At 72.3% G+C, this 20,307-nt stretch carries 18 protein-coding genes and 4 pseudogenes; 11 read left to right on the top strand and 11 right to left on the bottom strand.

The genetic code is table 11. The features are described from left to right. On the top strand, positions 1-443 hold a 443-nt coding region (locus ACFY0P_RS33575; RefSeq protein WP_388921624.1), incomplete at its 5' end, for a group II intron maturase-specific domain-containing protein. Positions 444-780: 337 nt separating this feature from the next. Here ACFY0P_RS33575 and ACFY0P_RS33570 read toward each other — a convergent pair. The 6 genes and pseudogenes from ACFY0P_RS33570 to ACFY0P_RS33545 all read right to left on the bottom strand — a co-directional run bounded on the left by ACFY0P_RS33570 (position 781) and on the right by ACFY0P_RS33545 (position 6,089). Next, positions 781-1,350, bottom strand: a complete 570-nt coding sequence (locus ACFY0P_RS33570; RefSeq protein WP_388921622.1) for a hypothetical protein — start codon at positions 1,348-1,350, stop codon at positions 781-783. A 3-nt stretch (positions 1,351-1,353) separates the two neighbouring features. Further along, on the bottom strand, positions 1,354-2,904 hold the full coding sequence (gene ctaD, locus ACFY0P_RS33565; protein WP_388921697.1) for a cytochrome c oxidase subunit I: 1,551 nt from the start codon (positions 2,902-2,904) through the stop codon (positions 1,354-1,356). Between the two features lie 279 nt (positions 2,905-3,183). Further along, positions 3,184-3,849 carry a vitamin K epoxide reductase family protein gene (locus tag ACFY0P_RS33560; RefSeq protein WP_388921620.1) on the bottom strand — a complete coding sequence of 222 codons (666 nt, stop codon included), beginning with the start codon at positions 3,847-3,849 and terminating at the stop codon, positions 3,184-3,186. A 104-nt stretch (positions 3,850-3,953) separates the two neighbouring features. After that, positions 3,954-4,436: pseudogene (locus ACFY0P_RS33555) on the bottom strand (hypothetical protein); the annotation flags it as partial. 226 nt (positions 4,437-4,662) lie between these two features. Then, a pseudogene (locus ACFY0P_RS33550) lies at positions 4,663-5,247 on the bottom strand (hypothetical protein); the annotation flags it as partial. A gap of 47 nt (positions 5,248-5,294) precedes the next feature. Continuing rightward, entirely contained in the window at positions 5,295-6,089 is a 795-nt protein-coding gene (locus tag ACFY0P_RS33545) for a CDP-alcohol phosphatidyltransferase family protein (RefSeq protein ID WP_388921617.1), read from the bottom strand. A gap of 121 nt (positions 6,090-6,210) precedes the next feature. Between ACFY0P_RS33545 and ACFY0P_RS33540 the strand changes: the two genes are divergently transcribed. From ACFY0P_RS33540 to ACFY0P_RS33520, 5 genes and pseudogenes are all read left to right on the top strand, one after another. Then, complete coding sequence (locus ACFY0P_RS33540) at positions 6,211-7,194, top strand: dehydrogenase (RefSeq protein ID WP_388921614.1); 984 nt, start codon at positions 6,211-6,213, stop codon at positions 7,192-7,194. A 160-nt stretch (positions 7,195-7,354) separates the two neighbouring features. Then, positions 7,355-7,753 carry a 6-carboxytetrahydropterin synthase gene (locus ACFY0P_RS33535; protein ID WP_093497951.1) on the top strand — a complete coding sequence of 133 codons (399 nt, stop codon included), beginning with the start codon at positions 7,355-7,357 and terminating at the stop codon, positions 7,751-7,753. 5 nt (positions 7,754-7,758) lie between these two features. Continuing rightward, positions 7,759-8,952: a glycosyltransferase family 4 protein gene (locus ACFY0P_RS33530; RefSeq protein WP_388921694.1), complete on the top strand. Its 1,194-nt coding sequence runs from the start codon at positions 7,759-7,761 to the stop codon at positions 8,950-8,952. Further along, a complete protein-coding gene (locus ACFY0P_RS33525; protein ID WP_388921611.1) occupies positions 8,949-9,971 on the top strand; it encodes a trans-aconitate methyltransferase in 1,023 nt (340 codons plus the stop codon). The genes ACFY0P_RS33530 and ACFY0P_RS33525 overlap by 4 nt, the downstream gene beginning before the upstream one ends. Beyond that, positions 9,968-10,849: pseudogene (locus ACFY0P_RS33520) on the top strand (YbhN family protein); the annotation flags it as partial. The gene ACFY0P_RS33525 and the pseudogene ACFY0P_RS33520, both read left to right, overlap by 4 nt. A gap of 98 nt (positions 10,850-10,947) precedes the next feature. Here the strand turns inward: ACFY0P_RS33520 and ACFY0P_RS33515 are convergent. Further along, positions 10,948-11,706 carry a creatininase family protein gene (locus ACFY0P_RS33515; protein ID WP_388921608.1) on the bottom strand — a complete coding sequence of 253 codons (759 nt, stop codon included), beginning with the start codon at positions 11,704-11,706 and terminating at the stop codon, positions 10,948-10,950. A 38-nt stretch (positions 11,707-11,744) separates the two neighbouring features. On the opposite strand from ACFY0P_RS33515, the gene ribA reads away from it, so the two are divergent. Together ribA and ACFY0P_RS33505 are read left to right on the top strand one after the other, a co-directional pair. Continuing rightward, entirely contained in the window at positions 11,745-12,404 is a 660-nt protein-coding gene (gene ribA, locus ACFY0P_RS33510; RefSeq protein ID WP_351500323.1) for a GTP cyclohydrolase II, read from the top strand. 166 nt (positions 12,405-12,570) lie between these two features. Beyond that, positions 12,571-13,025 (top strand): annotated as a pseudogene (locus ACFY0P_RS33505) (NAD(P)/FAD-dependent oxidoreductase); the annotation flags it as partial. Between the two features lie 142 nt (positions 13,026-13,167). Here the strand turns inward: ACFY0P_RS33505 and ACFY0P_RS33500 are convergent. Further along, complete coding sequence (locus tag ACFY0P_RS33500) at positions 13,168-14,391, bottom strand: serine hydrolase domain-containing protein (protein ID WP_388921604.1); 1,224 nt, start codon at positions 14,389-14,391, stop codon at positions 13,168-13,170. Between the two features lie 471 nt (positions 14,392-14,862). Between ACFY0P_RS33500 and ACFY0P_RS33495 the strand changes: the two genes are divergently transcribed. The 3 genes from ACFY0P_RS33495 to ACFY0P_RS33485 all read left to right on the top strand — a co-directional run bounded on the left by ACFY0P_RS33495 (position 14,863) and on the right by ACFY0P_RS33485 (position 16,202). After that, complete coding sequence (locus ACFY0P_RS33495) at positions 14,863-15,288, top strand: PPOX class F420-dependent oxidoreductase (RefSeq protein ID WP_388921601.1); 426 nt, start codon at positions 14,863-14,865, stop codon at positions 15,286-15,288. 116 nt (positions 15,289-15,404) lie between these two features. Beyond that, on the top strand, positions 15,405-15,815 hold the full coding sequence (locus ACFY0P_RS33490; protein ID WP_388921598.1) for a VOC family protein: 411 nt from the start codon (positions 15,405-15,407) through the stop codon (positions 15,813-15,815). Positions 15,816-15,860: 45 nt separating this feature from the next. Continuing rightward, positions 15,861-16,202, top strand: a complete 342-nt coding sequence (locus ACFY0P_RS33485) for a VOC family protein (RefSeq protein WP_388921595.1) — start codon at positions 15,861-15,863, stop codon at positions 16,200-16,202. Here ACFY0P_RS33485 and ACFY0P_RS33480 read toward each other — a convergent pair. From ACFY0P_RS33480 to ACFY0P_RS33470, 3 genes are all read right to left on the bottom strand, one after another. Beyond that, positions 16,099-17,313, bottom strand: a complete 1,215-nt coding sequence (locus tag ACFY0P_RS33480; RefSeq protein WP_388921592.1) for a glycosyltransferase — start codon at positions 17,311-17,313, stop codon at positions 16,099-16,101. The two genes, ACFY0P_RS33485 and ACFY0P_RS33480, sit on opposite strands and share 104 nt — an antisense overlap. 75 nt (positions 17,314-17,388) lie before the next feature. Next, a complete protein-coding gene (locus tag ACFY0P_RS33475; RefSeq protein WP_388921589.1) occupies positions 17,389-18,711 on the bottom strand; it encodes a nucleotide sugar dehydrogenase in 1,323 nt (440 codons plus the stop codon). A gap of 89 nt (positions 18,712-18,800) precedes the next feature. After that, positions 18,801-20,276: a glycosyltransferase family 4 protein gene (locus ACFY0P_RS33470; RefSeq protein WP_388921586.1), complete on the bottom strand. Its 1,476-nt coding sequence runs from the start codon at positions 20,274-20,276 to the stop codon at positions 18,801-18,803. Positions 20,277-20,307 lie beyond the last annotated feature (31 nt).

The following is a 20,307-nucleotide window of genomic DNA, read 5'->3' as shown; positions in this document are numbered from 1 at the left end:
ACGGGAAACGGCGCGGCTCTTCCGAGCACACGTCCTTCACGTTCCTCGGGTTCACGTTCCGCCCGCGCGGCGCACGGACCAAGGACGGCCGGAAGTTCCTGTCGTTCCTGCCAGCGGTCAGCAAGGACGCCCTGAACAAGATGGGACGAGAGGTACGCCGATGGCGGCTTCACCGTCGCTCCAACTTCACGTTTGTTGAACTCGCCAAGGCGATCAATCCGATCGTGGCGGGCTGGATGAACTACTATGGCCGGTTCTACCGGTCGGCGCTGTATCCCCTCCTGGCGCGCATCAACGCCTACTTGGTGCGATGGATCCGCCGAAAGTACAAGCGGCTCGCGGGGCTGAGGAAGGCCGTCGAGTGCATGCAGGGGATCGCCAAGCGGTATCCCCGGCTCTTCGCACAATGGCGGTGGGCAACCGAAGCCTCCGTCGCCTGGTGACCAGGATGACAAGAGCGGAGTGACGAGAGATTGTCACGCTCCGTTCCGTGGGAGCCCGGGGGTGAGATTCCCCCGGGCCACCCGACTCTTGGTGTCGGCGGAGTCAACTGCCCAGGGTTCGCCAGGACTTCGGGCCAGGGATCTCGCGCTGGTCGAGGTAGTTGGGGACGTCCGTCGCCGTGTCGGGCGAGGAGGTCAGACGTCCGTCAGCTGCGTGGCTGAACACGACCTGCCCGGAGCCGAGTTCTGGTCCAGGGCTGCTGCAAACCACCGGCCAGGGCAGGGCGACCCTCGCGGCCGCCGCGCTGCCCCGGCCCGCGCCTCCGCCGCCGACCGGTCACCGGGCGAGGGGCCGGGATTCAGCACGGGGGCGACGGCGGACCGCGCGCGCAAGCGTGAGTGCGAGGGTGAGGAACAGACCGACCACCGCGGCGGGGACGAGGACGGCCGCCGGTCTGCCCGCGCCGCGCCCGGACCCGGCGCTCATCAGGTAGAGCGCCGCGGCCACGGCGACCCCCAGCCCCGAGCCCACGAGGACGGCGAAGACGTAGCGGTAAGCGCCGCTGCCGTGGCGGTGCCCGGGCGGGACGGCGGGCAGCATCGCCCAGTGCCGGGCGATCTCCCGCCCCTCCCGCCGGCGCTGCGCACCGGCCCGCAGCCGCAGGCCGAGGGTGACGGACGCGCCCGCGACGGCCGCGACGGCCGGTACCCACAACACGTCGGCCACGAGCAGCAGGACGGCGATCACTCCGCCCGTTCCCCAGCCGCTCAGGCAGGCCGCCGCCCCGGTGCGGCGGGAGAGCGGCCGGTCGGCTCCCGCCCGCAGATCGACGAGGGCCGGTACGTACCAGACACAGCCGGCGGCGGTCACCGCGCCGGTGGCCAGCGCCGGAACGACGAAGGACACGACTCAGCTCACCGCCTCGGCGGCCGCGGCGATCTCCGGGTGGTGCAGGTCGAACGCCGGGGACTCGGAGCGGATCCGGGGCAGGGAGACGAAGTTGTGCCGCGGCGGCGGGCAGGAGGTGGCCCACTCCAGCGAGCGGCCGTAGCCCCAGGGGTCGTCGGTCTCGACCTTCTGGCCGTACTTGGCGGTCTTCCAGACGTTGTAGAAGAACGGCAGGATCGACAGTCCGAGCAGGAACGAGCCGATGGTGGACAGGGTGTTGAGGGCGGTGAAGCCGTCGGCCGCGAGGTAGTCGGCGTAGCGGCGCGGCATACCCTCGACGCCCAGCCAGTGCTGGACCAGGAACGTGGTGTGGAAGCCGACCGTGAGCGTCCAGAAGGTGATCTTTCCGAGGCGTTCGTCGAGCATCTTGCCGGTGAACTTCGGCCACCAGAAGTGGAAGCCGGCGAACATCGCGTACACGACCGTGCCGAAGACCGTGTAGTGGAAGTGCGCGACGACGAAGTACGAGTCGGAGAGGTGGAAGTCCATCGGCGGTGACGCCAGGATCACGCCGGTCAGGCCGCCGAAGACGAAGGTGATCAGGAAGCCGGTGGCCCAGAGCATCGGAGTCTCGAAGGAGAGCGAGCCCTTCCACATGGTGCCGATCCAGTTGAAGAACTTCACCCCGGTCGGGACCGCGATCAGGAAGGTCATGAAGGAGAAGAACGGGAGGAGTACGCCGCCTGTGACGTACATGTGGTGGGCCCACACCGTCACGGACAGCCCGGCGATGGCGACCGTGGCGCCGATGAGGCCCATGTAGCCGAACATCGGCTTGCGGGAGAAGACCGGGATGACCTCGGAGACGATCCCGAAGAACGGCAGGGCGAGGACATACACCTCGGGATGGCCGAAGAACCAGAACAGGTGCTGCCACAGCAGCGCGCCGCCGTTGGCCGCGTCGAAGACATGGCTGCCGAACTTGCGGTCGCACTCCAGCGCGAACAGGGCCGCGGCCAGGACCGGGAAGATGATCAGGACCAGTACGCCGGTCAGCAGCACGTTCCAGGTGAAGATCGGCATGCGGAACATGGTCATGCCCGGGGCACGCATGCAGATGATCGTGGTGATGAAGTTGACCGCGCCGAGGATGCTGCCGAATCCGGACAGCGCCACGCCCATGATCCACAGGTCGGCGCCGAGTCCGGGCGAGTGCACGGCGTCCGACAGCGGCGCGTACAGGAACCAGCCGAAGTCGGCGGCCCCGCCCGGGGTGAGGAAGCCGAACGCCGCGATCGACGAGCCGAACAGGAACAGCCAGTAGGCGAGCATGTTGAGGCGCGGGAAGGCCACGTCCGGTGCGCCGATCTGCAGCGGCATGATCCAGTTGGCGAAGCCGGTGAACAGCGGCATGGCGAACATCAGCAGCATGATCGAGCCGTGCATGGTGAACGCCTGGTTGAACTGCTCGTTCGACATGATCTGCAGCCCGGGGCGGGCGAGTTCCGCGCGCATCAGCAGGGCCATCACACCACCGACGACGAAGAACGCGAACGCGGTGACGAGATACATCGTCCCGATCTTCTTGTGGTCGGTGGTCGTCAGCCACTCCACCCACGCCGGACGGTCCGCCGACCGCTCGGCCCTGGTGCTGACCGTCCGCGGGTCCACGGTCGTCACCTGCTGTATCTGTACCTCGTCCACCGGACGGTGTCCTCCCTTTGCGGTCTGTGTCGCCACATGATCGGCAATGGGGTACGGGGTCCCGATAGGGCCGAACGGTCCCTGCGAGGCCCGGCGGTCAGGGTCCAAGGACCCCTCTTGGTCCCGTCGGCGAAGCAACAGCCGGCTTCACAGCAGCGTCTGCCAGTAGTCCCAGAAACGGGTGGCGATCAGCATCACGATGCTCAGGTACCAGGTGACCGGGACGACCCAGTGGAACTCCAGCACGCCGGCGACCACCGCCCGGGGCGCGCGGACGACTCCGTGCCGGAGGTTGTGCACGGTGGTGTACCAGAACATGGCGATGGTCGTCGCCCAGGCCAGGCAGCACCACAGGCACAGCGCGCCGATCTCGTACAGCGCCTGGGTCATCAGCCACATGCAGAAGCCCGCGCCGAACACCGTGCCGGCGTTCAGGCCGAGCCAGAACCAGCGGCGGAAGCGGGCACCGGCCAGCAGCGCGCATCCGACGGCGACGACCACCGGGTAGGTGAGCAGGCCGAGCAGCGGATTGGGGAAGCCGAACACGGCCGCCTGGTGGCTCTTCATCACGTTCGTGCAGGACAGGACCGGGCTGATGTTGCACGACGGCGAGAAGTTCGGGTCCGTCAGCAGCTGCAGCTTGTCGAGCGTGATCACGAAGGAGGCGAGGATGCCGAGGGCGCCGGAGACGATCAGCAGCCGGGCGAAGGCGCGTGAGGCGCCGCTCGCGCCGGCCGCCGTGATCCCGTGCTCCCGGCCGGCCTCCGGAGCCCCGGTGGTGAGGTGGTGCGTGGTCGTGGTGGCGCCGGTCATCGAGGGGTTCCCGCCTTACTGGTGTCCGGGGCGGCCCAGGGGTCCGCGGTGGTCGGTGCGGGGCCGGCGCCGCGCGGACGCCTGCCGCCGGCCGGGGCCCATGGCGCGGGAGTCGTGTACCGCTCCGCGCCCTCCGGCCACACCACTTCCGTCGGTACGCCGTGCGCGCGGGCGTAGGCCACCAGGTGCGCGGTGGCGTCCCGTCCGTTGGAGGGGGAGCCGTCCCAGACGGCCAGCAGCTGTCGGCACCCCGCGATCATCAGCTCGTCCGCGCCCACGCACGCGTCCCGGTCGGCCGGGTCGTAGGCCAGGAGGCGCACCAGGCGGGCGCGGGACAGCAACTCGCCGACCACGACGCGATCCCGTGCCGGCAGCAGCGCGGGCACCATCCCCTGCGTGGGAACGATCACGACCAGTTCCCGTCCCGCCGCCCGCACCGCCCGCCCAAAGGCCGGCGGCACCCCCGCACCCGCGCGCACCAGCCCGGTCGTCCGGGCGTCTGCCCGCTCCAGCCGTGCCCGCAGTTCGGCCTCCACCAGTCTCAGCGCTCGTGGAGTCAGGTCGGCGTGTCCGACCGCAGCGATCATCTTCCCGGTCACCTCCCGCCACATGGCACTCCCGTCCGTCCTCGCACGGGCGGGGCCGCGGGATCAGTGAAGCCATCGCGTCCGGCTGTCAACAAGGGCCGAACGGCCCACTGCACCGCCGTTCGACCTGCGGTCTCCAGGGAAGGGATCGTGCGGCGGTCTGCTGGGCGGACCGTGGTGGCACATGGACCGGTCCTGCCCGCCTGGAGGGCAGGTCCGCAGGCCCCTACCGGCCGTCCGCCGCCCCGAGCCCCGTCAGCGCGCCCACCGGGTCCAGGTCGGGGGTGCCTCTGGGCCACCAGTCGTCGTGGCCCGGCTCCGACTCGTAGGCGTACCACAGGCCGTCGCGTCCCAGGCGGAGCTGGACGTAGCCGACTGGCTGGGTGAGGTGGTTGTGCCAGGGCCGGAAAGCTGGAAGGTCGGCGGCGAGGAGCAACGGTCTCGCCCGGTCGAAGCGGCCGGCCGGCGGATCCCACGGCTCTTCGAGTACGGCGAGCCCCTCCAGTCCGCCCTGTCGCCAGGCCGCGACCGCGCGCGCCAGGTCGCCCGGGGTGCGGCCGACCGCGTCGGCGAGCGTGGCGTACAGCGCGCGTGTGGAGGCGGTCAGGCCGGAGCCGGGGCGGGCGGCGGCCAGACGCACCGCGTCCTGCCGGAGGGTGAGTTCACCGACCGGGTCGCGTCCGGTGGCGAGCAGGGCGGGCGCGCGAGCGGCGGCGTCGGTGGCCGGCTGGTCCAGCGCGAAGGGGTCGGGGCCGCCGGGCACCGCCGGATACACCGGGGGCTGCTCGGGGTGTGGCGGAACCGGCAACGGGGGCGCCCCGGTCCGGGCCCCGTTCCGCTGTCCTCGGCACCACCGGTTCAGCGCACCGCCAGCTCCAGCATCTCGATCTCCTCGAGGGAAGCCGCCATGGACGCCGCCTGCTCCGCCGGTATCGCCGCCGGCCGCGCGTTGCGCGACAGCCACAGCACGTCCCGCCCGAAGGACCACACCAGGGAGCCGAGCGCCAGCAGCACCACGCCCAGGTTGGCCAGGTACGGCAGCAGGTCCGCGCCGGCCAGCAGCAGGCAGATGCCCTGCATCGCGGCGACCGTCTTGCGGGCCATGGAGTGCGGCAGCGGGGCGTTGAGCCAGGGAGCGATCCTCGCGGCCGCGACGAACGCGTAGCGCATCCCGCCGATCAGGAGGACCCACGGCCCGAGCTGCATGGACACGTACACGCTCAGCACCAGGATCAGGAACGCGTCGACCTCCATGTCGAAGCGGGCGCCCAGCGCGGTCGACGTACCCGTCCGGCGGGCCACCTTGCCGTCGACGCCGTCGAGGATGAGGGCCACGGCCGTCAGGCCGACCAGCAGCGTGACCGGCGGGGAGCTCTCGAAGGAGTCGGCGACCAGGGCCGTCACACCGCCGACCAGGATCGCGCGGCCGAGGGTCACCCGGTTGGCGGGGCCGAAGGAGCGCGGCCGGGTGCGGTGCAGGGCCCGGGAGAGCACCGCCCAGGTGGCTATCGCGAACGCGAGACCCGTCAGCCAGCCGGCCGGCCCCATGCCGATCGCCGTGCCGAGCAGGGCCAGCAACAGGATCTGCACGCCCGCTCCCACAGCGGTCTCCTGCTGGACCAGCCTGGCTTCGTAAGTGTTGTTCAGGGCCACCGCACGTCCTCCGGCCGAGTGACAGAGTCGATCAACGCCGCGTACTGTGCGCGGCCTGTGCACTTCTCGCTGTGCACATCTCCGTACGTGAACCACTTCCCGATCGTTCAGGAGGATGCCGATGAAGTCCTCGGCCCGCGCGTTCTGGCTCCGCTCCCCGGGCCACGGAGAGCTGCGTGACGTCACCCTCGCGGAGCCCGGTGAGGGCGAAGTGCTGGTGCGCGCGCTGTACTCGGGGGTCAGCCGGGGCACGGAGACACTGGTGTTCCGCGGCGGGGTCCCGGAGAGCCAACACGCCGTGATGCGGGCGCCCTTCCAGGAGGGTGAGTTCCCCGGTCCGGTCAAGTACGGCTACCTCAGCGTCGGCGTGGTCGAGCAAGGGCCCGATGGGCTGATCGGGCGTACGGTCTTCTGTCTGTATCCGCATCAGACGCGTTACGTCGTTCCGGTGAGCGCGGTGACGGTGGTACCGGAGCGGGTACCCCCGGCACGTGCGGTACTCGCGGGCACGGTCGAGACCGCCGTGAACGCCCTCTGGGACGCGGCGCCGCTGCTCGGCGACCGGATCGCGGTGATCGGCGGCGGCATGGTCGGCTGCTCGGTCGCCGCCCTGCTCGCCCGCTTCCCCGGCGTACGGCTCCAGCTGGTCGACGCCGACCCGGCCCGGGCCAAGACCGCCGAGGCCCTCGGTGTGGACTTCGCGGCCCCCGAGGACGCCCTGGGCGACTGCGACCTCGTCGTGCACGCCAGCGCCACCGAGCAGGGCCTCGGCCGCGCGCTGGAACTCCTCGCGCCCGAGGGCACGGTCCTCGACCTCAGCTGGTACGGCGACCGGCGGATCGCCCTCCCGCTCGGCGAGGCCTTCCACTCCCGCCGGCTCACCGTGCGCAGCAGCCAGGTCGGCACCGTCTCCCCGGCCGCCCGCGCCGGCCGCACCTACGCCGACCGGCTCGCGCTGGCCCTGGACCTGCTGGCCGACCCGGCGCTGGACGCCCTCATCACGGGGGAAAGCGCGTTCGAGGAGTTGCCGGAGGTGCTTCCGAGGCTCGCCTCCGGGGAGCTTCCGGCCCTCTGCCACCGGGTCCGCTACGGCGACAACGGCTGACGGAACGTCCAATGACGTCCGGTGCGGGCCGCCAAGAGGTCCTGACCTGAGAAAAGAGTGAGAGTGGACTGAACGCGGGGAAGCCAAGAGCCGTATTAAGGGCATCCCCCGGCAGGGATCAGCCGGGGGACCAGACGCGCCGCACCTGGAGGGTCGTCCGTTGTTCAGCATCACCGTCCGCGATCACATCATGATCGCCCACAGCTTCCGCGGCGAGGTGTTCGGGCCCGCGCAGCGACTGCACGGCGCCACGTTCCTCGTGGACGCCACGTTCCGCCGTGAGCAGCTGGACGACGACAACATCGTCGTCGACATCGGTCTTGCCACCCAGGAGCTCGGCGCCGTGGTCAGCGAGCTGAACTACAGAAACCTGGACAACGAGCCCGACTTCGCCGGGATCAACACCTCCACGGAGTTCCTCGCGAAGGTCATCGCCGACCGGCTCGCCGAGCGCATCGAGAAGGGCGCGCTCGGCGAGGGCGCCCGGGGCCTCGCCGGACTGACCGTCACCCTGCACGAGTCCCACGTCGCCTGGGCGAGTTACGAGCGTGCCCTGTGACCGACATGGCCATCGGCCGCCCGTCGGCCCTCACCTACGTGCCCGCGCAGCGCGCGGCCACCACCGACAGCAACGCCCCGGCGAACATCGGGATCCTCCCCATGTCCCTGCGCACCGTGCACTTCGTCATGCCCGGCGGCGTCGACGACCAGGCCAACCCGAGCGGCGGCAACGCCTACGACCGGCGGGTCTGCCTGGACCTGCCCGGCTTCGGCTGGCAGGTCGCCAAGCACACGGTCGACGGCTCCTGGCCGCGCCCCGACACCGCCGCCCGCGACGCCCTCGCCCGCACCCTGCGGGAACTGCCCGACGGCACGGTCGTCCTCCTGGACGGCCTGGTCGCCTGCGGGGTCCCGGAGGTCGTCGTACCGGAGACGGAGCGGCTGCGGCTCGCCGTCCTGGTGCACCTTCCGCTCGGCGCCGAGACCGGGCTCGACGCGACCGTCGCCGCCGAACTGGACGCCCGCGAGCGCACGGTGCTGCGCGCCGTACCGGCCGTGATCGCGACCAGCGACTGGGCGGTACGACGGCTGGTCTCGCACCACGGCCTGGCCCCCGAGCGGGTCCATGTGGCCGCCCCGGGCGCCGACATCGCCCCGCTGGCCGGCGGCACCGACGGGGTCTCGCACCTGCTGTGCGTCGCCTCCGTCACCCCGCGCAAGGGCCAGCACCGGCTGATCGAGGCGCTCGCCGCGGTCCGGGACCTGCCGTGGACCTGCACCTGCGTCGGCGGTCTCGACCAGGCTCCCGAGTACGTCGCCCACCTGCGGTCGCTGATCGCGGAGCACGGACTGACGGACCGGCTGCAGCTCGCGGGTCCGCGCGCCGGCGCCGACCTCGACGCCAGCTACGCGGCCGCCGACCTGATGGTCCTCACCTCCTACGCCGAGACCTACGGCATGGCCGTCACCGAGGCCCTCGCCCGCGGCATCCCGGTGCTCGCGACCGATGTCGGCGGACTGCCGGAAGCGGTCGGCCGGGCCCCCGACGGTGGGGTACCCGGCATCCTCGTGCCGCCGGAGGACCCCGCCGCGCTCGCCGCCGAACTGCGCGGCTGGTTCGGCGAGGCGGACGTGCGCCGTCGCCTCAAGGCCGCCGCGCGCGGCCGGCGGGCGGCACTCGACGGCTGGGCGACCACCGCCCGCAGCCTCGCCGGAGTCCTGCTGAGGCTCCCCGACGAACCCCGGAGGGCGGCATGACCACCGAGACCACGACCCCTACTCCGGTCGGCGCGATCCCCGCGCAGCCGGGCCCGACGGATGTTACGGATGCAGGAGTGGGACGAGAGAGCGAACAGGCGCCTTCCGAGGTGATCGCCGGGGCCGGTCCCGTCGTCCGTCCGGGCGAGCGGGCCACCGTGCGGCTGCGCGAGACCGGGCCCGAGGAGCCGCCGCGGTACGCCCCCGAGTGGCTGGAGTTGCGGGAGAGCGCGGACGCGGCCGCCCGGGCGCACGACCTGCTGGACCCGCTGCGGATACGCCTGGCCAACCTGCCCGGCAAGGCGGGCGGGATCGTCGTGCACGACCTGGGCTGCGGCACCGGCTCGATGGGCCGCTGGCTCGCGCCCCGCCTCGACGGCTCCCAGCACTGGATCCTGCACGACCGCGACCCCTACCTGCTGCACTTCGCCGCCGTCGCCTCGCCCCGCGCGGCCGCCGACGGCAGCCGGGTCACGGTGGAGACCCGGCGCGGCGACGTCGCCCGGCTCACCCCCGACGCGCTGATCGGCGCCTCCCTGGTGACCGCGTCCGCGCTCCTGGACGTCCTCACCCGGGAGGAGGTCGACATCCTCGCCGAGGCCTGCACCGGGGCCGGCTGCCCCGCGCTGCTCACCCTCTCGGTCGCCGGGCGGGTCGAACTGACCCCCGCCCACCCGCTGGACGCCGAACTCACCGACGCCTTCAACGCCCACCAGCGGCGCGGCGGCCTGCTCGGCCCGGACTCCGTCACCGCCGCCTGCGAGGCGTTCTCCGACCGGGGCGCCACCGTCAAGGTGCACCCCAGCGCCTGGCGGCTCGGCCCCGACGAGAAGGCGCTCACCGAGCAGTGGCTGCGCGGCTGGGTCGGCGCGGCCGTCGAGGAGCGCCCCGAACTGGCCGAGCGCGCCGACGCCTATCTGGCCGAGCGGCTCGCCGCCAACGCGGCCGGTGAACTGCGGGTCGTCGTGCACCACAGTGACCTGCTCGCGCTCGCCCGGCCGACCGGAGGCACCTCATGAGCACCCCGACCCTGGTCCGGGAGACCGTGTCCGTCGCCCGGCCGGCCGTGCCCCGGCGCCTCAACCTCCGCGCCGTCCGCACCCACCTGGGCACGGTCGCAGGAGCCACCATCATCGCGGTGCTTCTCTGGCGGCTCGGCACCGGCGTCTTCCTCGACGGACTGCGCCGGATCGACACCCCGACGCTGGTCGCCGGCCTGGCGATCGGCGCGGTCACGACCGTACTGAGCGCCTGGCGCTGGCAGTTGGTGGCCCGCAGCCTCGGCCTCAGGCTGCCGCTCGGGCCCGCCGTCGGCGACTACTACCGGGCGCTGTTCCTGAACGCGGCGCTGCCCGGCGGGGTGCTCGGCGACGTGCACCGGGCGGTCCGGCACGGGCAGAGCGAGGGCGACATCGGGCGCGGGGTCCGCGCCGTCGTCCTCGAACGCACCGCGGGGCAGATCGCGTTGACGGTGTTCGGCGCGGGTGCGCTGCTGATCCTGCCCTCGCCGGTCCGCGACGAGGTGCGCAGCTTCGCCCCGCTGGCGGCGGCCGGGCTGGCCGGCGCGTGCGCGATCGTGGTCGCCCTCCGCATGAACAAGGCCCCGGGCAAGCGCGCCGGCGCCCTGCGCGCCACCCTCGGCGAGGCCCGCCGCGCGCTGCTGTCGCGGCGGAACGCGCCGGGCGTCGCGCTGTCCTCGGCGGCCATCCTCGCCGGGCACGTCGGGATGTTCGTGGTGGCCGCCCGGGTCGCAGGATCGGCCGCCTCCGTGGCGGCCCTCGTCCCGATCTCCGTCCTCGCCCTGGTCGCGATGGGCCTGCCGCTGAACGTCGGCGGCTGGGGCCCCCGGGAGGGCGTCACCGCCTGGGCGTTCGCCGCGGCCGGCCTCGGCGCGGACAGCGGGCTCGCCACCGCCGTCGTCTACGGCGTGCTCAGCTTCGTGGCGGCCCTGCCCGGTCTGGTGGTCCTGGTCGTCCGCTGGTACGCCGGACTGCGCTACTCCCGCCCGGCGGCGAGCAGTTCGAAAATCACGCCGAAGGAATCCGCGAGGCTCGACAGGAGCTCCTTCCCCTTTTCCGCCGACCCCAGGGAAGGGCGGCCGATGACGCCCGACTCGGTATAGGCGGACATTCCCAGGGTGAGGAGATGGCGACGGTCGTCAGCGGTGAAATCGGCAGACTCGTATCCAGGGCGGACCAATTCGGGATGAGCGTGCAGCAGAATGGAGGTCTCGATTTCTCCGGCATGCATGTCGGAGAGCGCCGAGGTCTCCACCCCGGCCCGCACCAGGGCTGCCTCCCAGTCCTCAGCGGCCGGGTACAGCGCCAGCCGCTCGCCCCGAGCGGACGCCTCCTGCACGACGTTGCCCAGCACGTAGTTGCCCCCGTGGCCGTTGACCACGACCAGCGCCTCGACGCCCGAGCGGCGCAGCGAGGCGGCGATGTCGTTCACCACCGCGTGCAGTGTCACCGCGGAGATGCTGACGGTCCCCGGCCAGGCCGCGTGCTCGTGCGAGCAGGAGACCGTCACCGGGGGGAGGAGGTGCACCGGGTACGCGGCGGCGATCTCCCGGGCGACGGCACAGGCGACGAGGGTGTCCGTCGCGAGCGGGAGGTAGGGGCCGTGCTGTTCGAAGCTCCCCACGGGAAGGACGGCGACCTGTGTTGAAACGCCCGCCCCCCTGGTCCGTACCTCTTCCGTGGTGTCCGTCGGCAACAAGCCGTACGCCGCCGCACGCGCGCCCGAACCACTCATCTTTTCACGGCCTTTCGTCTCTGCTTAGGAATCAGATCATGACAGAAAACATCGGCGTACTCGGCACAAAGTCCCCACGGCGTTCGGGCGTGGAACGCGTCGTGAATGCACCGCTGCCCACCGTGTACGGGAAATTCCAGGCGATCGGCTACCTGGACCACGACCGCGGTGACGAGCAAGTCGCCCTGGTCTACGGGGACATCGACAGCGACCGGGTGCTGACCCGGCTGCACTCCGAGTGCCTGACCGGGGACGCGTTCGGCTCCCAGCACTGCGAGTGCGGCGACCAGCTGGCCGCCGCACTGCGCGCGGTCGTCACCGAGGGCAGTGGCATCGTCGTCTACCTGCGGGGTCACGAGGGCCGCGGCATCGGCCTGCTCGCCAAGCTGCGGGCGATGGCCCTGCAGGCGGAGGGCCTCGACACGGTCGAGGCGAACCTCGCGCTCGGCCTGCCCGTGGACGCCCGCGACTACGGCGTCGCCGCCGGCATCCTGAGCGACCTCGGGGTGCGTTCGGTACGCCTGATGTCCAACAACCCGCGCAAACGCGAGTCCCTGGTACGGCACGGCATCGAGGTCGCCGAAACGGTCCCGCTGCTGATCGAGCCGTGCGAGAACAACATCACCTACCTGCGCACCAAGCGCGAGCGCCTCGACCACGTGCTGCCCCACCTGGACGCGGTGGCGCACTGGTCCTGAGGTACCGGGTAGGAACCCGCGGTGGTACCGCGCATCGGTACGGACCGGAATCTCTCCACCTCGAGGAGGTCGCCTCCTTCGAGGTCGGTGTCCGGCCGCCTGGAAAGACGTGCCAGGCCGGATGCTCACCTCGAAGGAGGCGGCAGGTTCCCCGCCGATCACCGCGCAATCGGTCCCGGGGCTGCCGCCGACGCTCCCCATGACGATCGACTTCACCACGAGCCTGTACTTCCACGCCGAGGGTCCCGGCCTGCTGCTCGGCATGTCGGACCCCGACGAACGCCGGGCTTCGCCACCGACACCACGACCGCCGGCTCCCCGCGCCTGTACGCGGCGATGGAACGCCGCGCCCCGGCCCTGCTGGACCTGCGCCGCACCGGCGGCTGGGCGGGCCTGTACGAGAACACCCCCGACCACAACGCCCTGATCGGCGAGGCGCCCTCGGTCTCCTGGTTCCTGTACGTCACCGGGTTCTCCGGCCACGGCTTCCTGCAGGCACCGGCGGTCGGCGAGGTGATCCGCGACCTGTACCTGGGCCGCGCGCCGCTCCTGGACGTCCGCCCGCTCGGCGCCGGCCGGTTCGCGGCCGACGCCCCCCGCCCGGAGGCCAACCTGGTCTGACCGGGCACCCGGTCGGGATCGCCCGGTCCAAAGTCGCCCGGTCCAAAGTCGCCCGGTCCAAAGTCGCCCGGTCCAAAGTCGCCCGGTCCGGGGTCGCTCGGCCCGGGGTCGCTCAGTCCGGGGTCGCTCGGCCCGGGGTCGCTCAGTCCAGGATCGTCTCGTGGACCAGCCGGCGCAGCTCCGGGAAGATCTTCAGGGTCCTCGGCCGGACCTGGGTGTGGAACTGCACGGTCAGGTCGTGAGTGGGGTCGACCCAGAACGCGGTGGTGGCCGCGCCGGTCCAGCCGTAGGCGCCGGGACTGCTCGGGGAGAGGGTGCGGTCCGGGTCGATCACCACGGAGACGCCGAGGCCGAAGCCGAGCCCGTCGTTGCCGGGTTCCTGGTGGACCGGGGCGCCGTAGGTCCGCAGATCGACCCCGCCGGGCAGGTGGTTGGTGGAGAGCAGCCCGACCGAGGCGGGGGACAGCAGCCGGACGCCGTCCAGTTCGCCGCCCCGGCGCAGCATCTCCATGAAACGGTGGTAGTCGTACGCCGTCGCCGCGAGGCCGCCGCTGCCGGACAGGAAGCGGGGGCGGCCGCGCAACGGCAGCCCGGGGATCGCCTCGATGGCACCGCCCTCCGTCTCGCCGTACAACTCGGAGAGCCGGTCGGCCTGTTCGGGCACGATGTGCAGGCCCGCGTCCGGCATGCCGAGCGGACGGAAGATCCGGTCCGCGAAGAACTCGTCGAGCCGCTGCCCGGAGACCACCTCGACGACCCGGCTGAGCACGTTGAAGCCGACGGAGTAGTTCCACTGGGTGCCCGGCTCGAACTGGAGCGGCATCCGGGCGTACACCGCCATCGCCTCGGCCAGGTTCGCGCCCGAGGGCACCGAGAACTCCAGGCCCGCCTCGCGGTACCGGGCGTCCACGGGGTGCGTGTGGTAGAAGGCGAAGGTCAACCCGGCGGTGTGGGTGAGCAGATGGCGGATCCGGATCGGGCCGTCGGCCGGCCGGGTCACCATGTCGTCCCCCGAACCGGAGACGTGGACCCGAGGGGCGGCGAACTCCGGCAGGAAGCGGTCGACCGGGTCGTCCAGCGACAGCAGCCCGTCCTCCACGAGGAGCAGTACGGCGACCGCGGTGACCGGCTTGGTCATGGAGTAGATCCGCCAGATGGTGTCCGCCTCGACCGGCAGTCCGGCCGCGCGGTCGCGGTGACCCTGGGTGGTGAGGTGGGCGACCCGGCCGCCGCGTGCCACCGCCACCAGGTAACCGGGCAGGCGCCCTTCGTCGACGTAGTGAGCGAAGTGCTGGTCGAGGCGGTCCAGCGCCTTCACGTCCAGCCCGACCTCACCGGGGTCGACTTCCTGTCGCAGCTGTGCCATCGCTCTCCTTGGGTCGTGTCGTCCGCGGTGCGGTCCGACCTCGGACCTCATCGTCGCGCAGGAAGAGGGGAACGGTCCCGCTCATCCACGTGTGGTGTGACGGACGCTATAGAAGAGACACCGGAAAGCGGACGCGACACCGTCCCCTTCACCACACCGTGCCGGTACCCGTGTACGGCGGCCCGGACGCGTCGTACGGCGCGCCGGCCACCGCGACCGAGGGCCGGAGCGGTGCGCCGGTGCACGGCGGTTCTACAGCCGGTACATGCCCGCGATGCCCCGTGCGGACTCCGGGGCGCACCCGGGTCGGCGCGGCGGCTTGTGCGCCCGGCGCGGCCGTACCGTGCCCGGCGGCCACCCTCCGCGCACGCCCGGTTCGGTGCGGCGCGGGCGTGCGAGGGCCGAGAGGTGCGGCAAGGGCGGGAAGCGGGGGCGGGAATGCGCGGCGGACGCGCCGGGGTTCCACCTGACATGACCCAGGACGCTCTTCTGAAGCTGCTCGCCGAAGGACACGACGGGGTGCTGGTCACCCTCAAGAGCGACGGCCGTCCCCAGCTGTCCAATGTCAACCACGCCTACTACCCCGACGAGCGCACGGTGCGCGTGTCGGTCACCGACGGCCGCGCCAAGACCCGCAACCTGCGCCGCGACCCCCGCGCCTCCTACCACGTGACCAGCCCCGACCGCTGGGCCTACACGGTCGCCGAGGGCACCGCCGAGCTGTCGCCGGTCGCCGAGGACCCGTACGACGCGACCGTCGAGGAGCTCATCCGCCTCTACCGCGACGTCCGCGGCGAGCACCCCGACTGGGACGACTACCGCGCCGCGATGGTCCGCGACCGCCGGCTGGTGCTGCGACTGCGGGTGGAGCGGGCGTACGGCATTCCGCGCCCCTGACGGAAGGGGTGCGGCCGGGCCTAGGACCTGTGATCCAGGGCGATCGGCCGATGGCCGCGTGCGCGCCGGGCACCTAGGCTGCCGAGGAGGAAACGGCAGCTAGGGAAGAGGTCACGATGTCCGTCAACGGCCGCAGTCACATCCGGATCGCCCGGCCCTCCCGGGACCTGGCGGCGGCCGAGCGGTTCTGGGTGCGGGGCCTGGGGCTCGGTGTGGTGTGGCAGGCCGAGGGCGGTCCTGAACCCGGCGAGCACGACCTGCTGATGATGGGCTGGCCGGACGCCGACTGGCATCTGGAGCTGGTGCACGAGCCCGCCCGGCCCGTCGAGCCGCGGCCCACCGAGGAGGACCTGCTGGTCGTCTACGTCGACGGGCCGGTGCCGGAGGACCTGGTCGCCCGGCTGGAGGAGCACGGCGGCAAGCGGGTGCCCTCGCCGAACCCGTACTGGAACCGGTGGGGCGTCACCGTCGAGGACCCGGACGGGTACCGGCTGGTGCTCTGCGAGCGGGGCTGGTCCAACGCGTGACGGAAGGTCCTTGCCGCCCGGCCCTCCCGGGGTTAGCCTCCGCGCGTGATCAATGGGGCACATGTGGTGATCTACACGCGCGACGCCGAGGCGGACCGGACCTTCCTCCGGGACGTGCTGGGCTGGCCGCATGTCGACGCCGGACACGGCTGGCTGATCTTCCGGCTGCCGCCGGCCGAGGTGGCTTGCCATCCGGCCGACGGCGAACCCTCGCACGAACTGATGCTGATGTGCGACGACCTGGATGAGACCGTCGCCGAACTCACCGCCAAGGGCGTGGAGTTCAGCCGACCCGTCCAGGTCGCGGCCTGGGGCCGGGTGACGGGCTTCCGGTTGCCGGGCGGAGGCGAGGTCGCCTTGTACGAGCCGCGTCACCCGCGCGCCTAGTACCGGCGTCCTCCCGCACCCAGGTCTCCAGCCAGTGCGTGAACTCGGCCGCCTTGTCCGGCCAGTTGAAGTGGGTGAGGGCCGCCTCGCGGCCGCGCTGCGCCGCGGTGTGGCGCAGGATCGCGTCGCCGCTCAGCCTGCGGATCGCCTCCGCCGCCGCCCGCGGATCCTCGTACGGGACGACGATTCCGCAGCCGTGCTGCTCCACCATCTCCGCGGCCAGCGGGGTCGGCGTGGTGATGACGGGGACGCCGTGGGCCATGTACTCGACGACCTTGGTGGGCCGGGAATGGCGGTAGTTGGGCTCGTCGTGGAGGAGGGAGAGGCCGGCCAGGGCGCCCGGGAACAGGGCGAGGGCCCGGTCGTTGGGCAGGAAGCCGTGCCAGCGCAGGACGCCGTCCCGGTCGGCGGCCGTGAGCGCGTCCCGGACGTCGGGGTCGGCCGCGCCGGCCACCTCGACACGCAGGCCGGGTCCCAGGTGCCGGGCCGTCTCTATCAGGTCCAGCGCGCCACGCGCCCGTGACAGGTGCCCCACGTAGACGACCCGTTCGCTGCCCGGCGGCTCCGGCGCCTCGGTCGGGGCGGTGGTGAAGTTCGGCACCACGGGGTGGGTGCGGCGGAACCGCTCCTGGTAGGCGTCCTCGGCGAGCAGCAGCCGCAGATGACGCTCCGCCAGCCGCTCCGCCGCGCGGACGCCGAGCCGCAGCGGCGGCCGCAGCGCCCCCGGCACCCAGCGCTTCATGGCGAGCGCGGCCGCGGTGTCCTCGTGGACGTCCCAGACGACCACCGGACCGGTTCCGGACCGCCGCCAGCGGCGCAGGGTGCCGGGGAGGGTCAGCAGCAGTTCCGGGTCGTGCAGCAGGATCACGTCCGCCTCGTGGCCGCGCCGGGCCAGCAGGGTCCGGGCCGCGCCCACGGCGGCGCGGCGGCTGCGGCCCGCGGCCCGCGGCAGGTCGATGCCTTCGAGGTCCGGGCGGGGCCGTACCTCGCGGGCCGAGAACGGCGCCGCGTAGACCACGTGGTGGCCGCGGTCCCGCAACGCGCTGATCTGCCGGTGCAGGATGCGCGCGTCCTCGGGGTGGTGGACGACGGTGACGACGAGTATCCGCATCTGAGCGCCTTTCGACTCCGCGGCCCGGAGCCCTTCGACTCCGAGCCACGGAAGGGGAGTTGCTCCACAGGTCGGCTACAGCACCTCGACGCCGGGCCGGAAGATCCGTCCCCGGGTGTCGAAGAGCAGGCGGGCCTCGTCGCCGAGGGCCGGGAGGTCGTACGCGGAGTGGTCCTGGAGCAGGATCGTCAGGTCGTGCGAGCGCACCGCCGCCATGACGTCGGTGACGCGCGGCACGGCCTCCCCGTCCACGAACCAGGCCGGTACGAACGGGTCGTGGAAGGCGATCTCGGCCTCCCGCTCGCGCAGCAGCCGGGCCACCGGCACCGCCGGCGCCTCGCGCTGGTCGGCGACGTCGGGCTTGTAGGTGACGCCGAGGAGCAGCACCCGGGAGCCGTGCAGCGCGCGGCCCTCGTGGTTGAGCAGGTCCTGGGCGCGCCGGACGACGTACTCCGGCATGTGCGCGTTGATCTCCCGGGCGAGTTCCACGAACCGGAACTCGTAGCCGATCGAACGCACCTTGTAGGAGAGGTAGTTGGGGTCGATCGGGATGCAGTGTCCGCCCACCCCGGCGCTCGGCCGGAACGGCTGGAAGCCGAACGGCTTGGTGCCCGCGCAGCGGATCGCGTCCCACACGTCGACACGCAACTCGCGGCAGAGGATGGCCAGTTCGTTGACCAGCGCGATGTTGACGTGCCGGTAGGTGTTCTCAAGGAGCTTGGCCATCTCGGCCTCGCGGGTGCCCTTCGCCTGCACGACCGTGTCGACGAGCTTGCCGTAGAAGGCGGCGGCCTTCGCCGCGCACGCCGGGGTGCAGCCGCCGACCACCTTGGGCGTCTGGCGCAGCCCGTGGGTGGTGTTGCCGGGGTCGATGCGCTCCGGCGAGAAGGCCAGCGCGAAGTCGTCGCCGGCCCGCAGCCCGGACTCCTCGAGGAGCGGTTTGACGATCTCCTCGGTGGTGCCCGGATAGGTGGTCGACTCCAGGACGACGAGCCGTCCGCGGCGCAGCCGGCCCGCCACCGCCCGCGCGGCGGAGGTCACCGCGCTCAGATCGGGGCCGCCGTCCTCGCTGAGCGGGGTCGGCACACAGATCACCACGGTCTGCGCCCGGGCCAGGCACTTGTCGTCGGTGTACGCGGTGAACCCGGCCGCCCGCATCCGGGCGACCTCCTCGTCGGAGACGTCGTCCACATGGGAGTGCCCGGCGTTGAGGCCCTCCACGACCCGTGGGTCGAGGTCGAGCCCGGCCACTCTCAGACCGACCAGCGACGCCTCCCGCGCGAGCGGGAGCCCGACGTAGCCGAGCCCGATGACGGCCAGTTCGAAACTGTCGGTCTGTTCCTCATCCCCGAGCGATGCGCTCGATTCCCCGAGCGGTACGGCCTTTTCGACCTGCATAGGGATTCACTCCGCCCTCGACGGCAGCAACGGCAGACGCCGTATGGATCCGAAGGGCCCGGACGGTGAGTGGTTCCGGGCGCGGGGCCTCAGACACAACCAAGAGCGCGATACGCCTCTCGGGTCGTGGCAGCGACCCTTTTCCAGGTGCGTTCACGCGCCACCAGCGCGTGGGCGGATGCTCCCCATTCATGCCGCCGTTTTCGACTGTAGAGCAATACTTCGAGAGCTTCTGCCCAAGCCTGCGGAGATTCAGGCGGGATTAGCCGCCCGTTCACTTCGTCTTTCACCAGTTCTCGCAGGGCTGTGAGATCACTGGCCGCCACGGGAAGACCGCTCGCCATCGCTTCGACCGGCTTGAGTGGGGTGACCAGATGGCAGACCCGTTCGTCGGTGCGCGGCACCGCGAAGACGTCCAGAACGGCGTGGTAGGACCGCACTTGGCGGTGCGGCACGCGGCCGGTGAACAGGGCCGCGCCGGAGTCCAGCCCGAGCCGTCCGGCCAGCGCCTGGAGCCTGCCGCGCTCGGGCCCGTCGCCCACGATCAGCAGCCGCAGCGGGACACCCCGACGGCGCAGTTCGGCACCCGCATGGAGCAATGTGCCGATTCCCTCGTGTGGAGTAAGGCTGCTCACGGTGCCCACCACGAAGTCGTCCGCCGCGATGCCGAGCCGGGCGCGCAACTCCGCCCCGTCCGGCGGCGGCGCGAGAAAGGCGTCGTCCACCGCGTTGGGCACGATCAGGACCCGCTCCTCGGGCACCCCGCGGCCCACGATCTCGGCCTTCATCGCCGCACCCAGCGTCAGCACCAGATCGGCCCCGCGCATGCAGTACGTCTCCAGGGCGCGCCGGGCGCGGTACGACGGGTCGTCCGCGCTGCGGCCGGGCGCCTGGGTCAGCCAGGTCTCCTCCAGGAACCCCCGCACCTCGTACACCACCGGCAGCCCATAGGTCTCCCGCAGGGCCAGCGCCACCCGCCCGTTGCCGTGGTCGGTGGCCGCGTGCAGCACGGCCGGCCGCAGCCGCTCCAGCAGGCGCCCGGCCAGCTCGGCGTTGCGGGCGAGGACGGCCCCCTGGCCGTAGGGCAGCCCGTACGGCAGCAGCCGGTGCTGCGGCACCCCGTTCACGATCTGCAACGGGCGGGCGTCCAGGACGCCCTGCGCCACCGGGAACCCGATACGGGTCACCACGTGCGGATCGAGCCCGGCGGCCCGCTGGGCCTCGGCGAGGGCCTGGGTGCGCACGGTGTAGCCGGCGTGTTTGAACGGCAGCCCGTTGGTGACCAGATGGAGCACCCGGCCCGGCTCGGGCCGCACCGCCCGCCCGGCGGGCGCCGGCACCCGGGCGGCGGACGGACCGGCGGTGGGCCCGGCCGTTCGGGCCCGGACGGCGAGCTGTCTCTCGACGGGCCGCAGCCCGCGCCGCACCCGCTCCGGCAGCAGCCGTACGCCGAGCAGCGCGGCCCGGGCGGGGTCGTGCCGCAACTCGCCCCAGGCGACGGATGCGGCCAAGCTGAGTGCACGGGGGATACGACGCGGCAGGTGCCGGGACGGACGTCTGGCCATGTCGCCAAGGTAGGCCGACAGAGCGGAGAAC

Origin of the sequence: Streptomyces sp. NPDC001714 (assembly GCF_042892755.1) — a bacterium.
Classification (GTDB): Bacteria; Actinomycetota; Actinomycetes; order Streptomycetales; family Streptomycetaceae; genus Streptomyces.
This window is presented reverse-complemented; position numbering and strand designations above follow the sequence as displayed.

What these genes read in the sequence shown, in the direction of transcription:
- ctaD (WP_388921697.1), bottom strand. Translation starts at nt 2,904, where the DNA reads ATGTATCTCGTCACCGCGTTCGCGTTCTTCGTCGTCGGTGGTGTGATG.
- ACFY0P_RS33560 (WP_388921620.1), bottom strand. Translation starts at nt 3,849, where the DNA reads ATGACCGGCGCCACCACGACCACGCACCACCTCACCACCGGGGCTCCG.
- ACFY0P_RS33540 (WP_388921614.1), top strand. Translation starts at nt 6,211, where the DNA reads ATGAAGTCCTCGGCCCGCGCGTTCTGGCTCCGCTCCCCGGGCCACGGA.
- ACFY0P_RS33530 (WP_388921694.1), top strand. Translation starts at nt 7,759, where the DNA reads ATGGCCATCGGCCGCCCGTCGGCCCTCACCTACGTGCCCGCGCAGCGC.
- ACFY0P_RS33525 (WP_388921611.1), top strand. Translation starts at nt 8,949, where the DNA reads ATGACCACCGAGACCACGACCCCTACTCCGGTCGGCGCGATCCCCGCG.
- ACFY0P_RS33515 (WP_388921608.1), bottom strand. Translation starts at nt 11,706, where the DNA reads ATGAGTGGTTCGGGCGCGCGTGCGGCGGCGTACGGCTTGTTGCCGACG.
- ribA (WP_351500323.1), top strand. Translation starts at nt 11,745, where the DNA reads ATGACAGAAAACATCGGCGTACTCGGCACAAAGTCCCCACGGCGTTCG.
- ACFY0P_RS33500 (WP_388921604.1), bottom strand. Translation starts at nt 14,391, where the DNA reads ATGGCACAGCTGCGACAGGAAGTCGACCCCGGTGAGGTCGGGCTGGAC.
- ACFY0P_RS33495 (WP_388921601.1), top strand. Translation starts at nt 14,863, where the DNA reads ATGACCCAGGACGCTCTTCTGAAGCTGCTCGCCGAAGGACACGACGGG.
- ACFY0P_RS33490 (WP_388921598.1), top strand. Translation starts at nt 15,405, where the DNA reads ATGTCCGTCAACGGCCGCAGTCACATCCGGATCGCCCGGCCCTCCCGG.
- ACFY0P_RS33480 (WP_388921592.1), bottom strand. Translation starts at nt 17,313, where the DNA reads ATGCGGATACTCGTCGTCACCGTCGTCCACCACCCCGAGGACGCGCGC.
- ACFY0P_RS33475 (WP_388921589.1), bottom strand. Translation starts at nt 18,711, where the DNA reads ATGCAGGTCGAAAAGGCCGTACCGCTCGGGGAATCGAGCGCATCGCTC.
- ACFY0P_RS33470 (WP_388921586.1), bottom strand. Translation starts at nt 20,276, where the DNA reads ATGGCCAGACGTCCGTCCCGGCACCTGCCGCGTCGTATCCCCCGTGCA.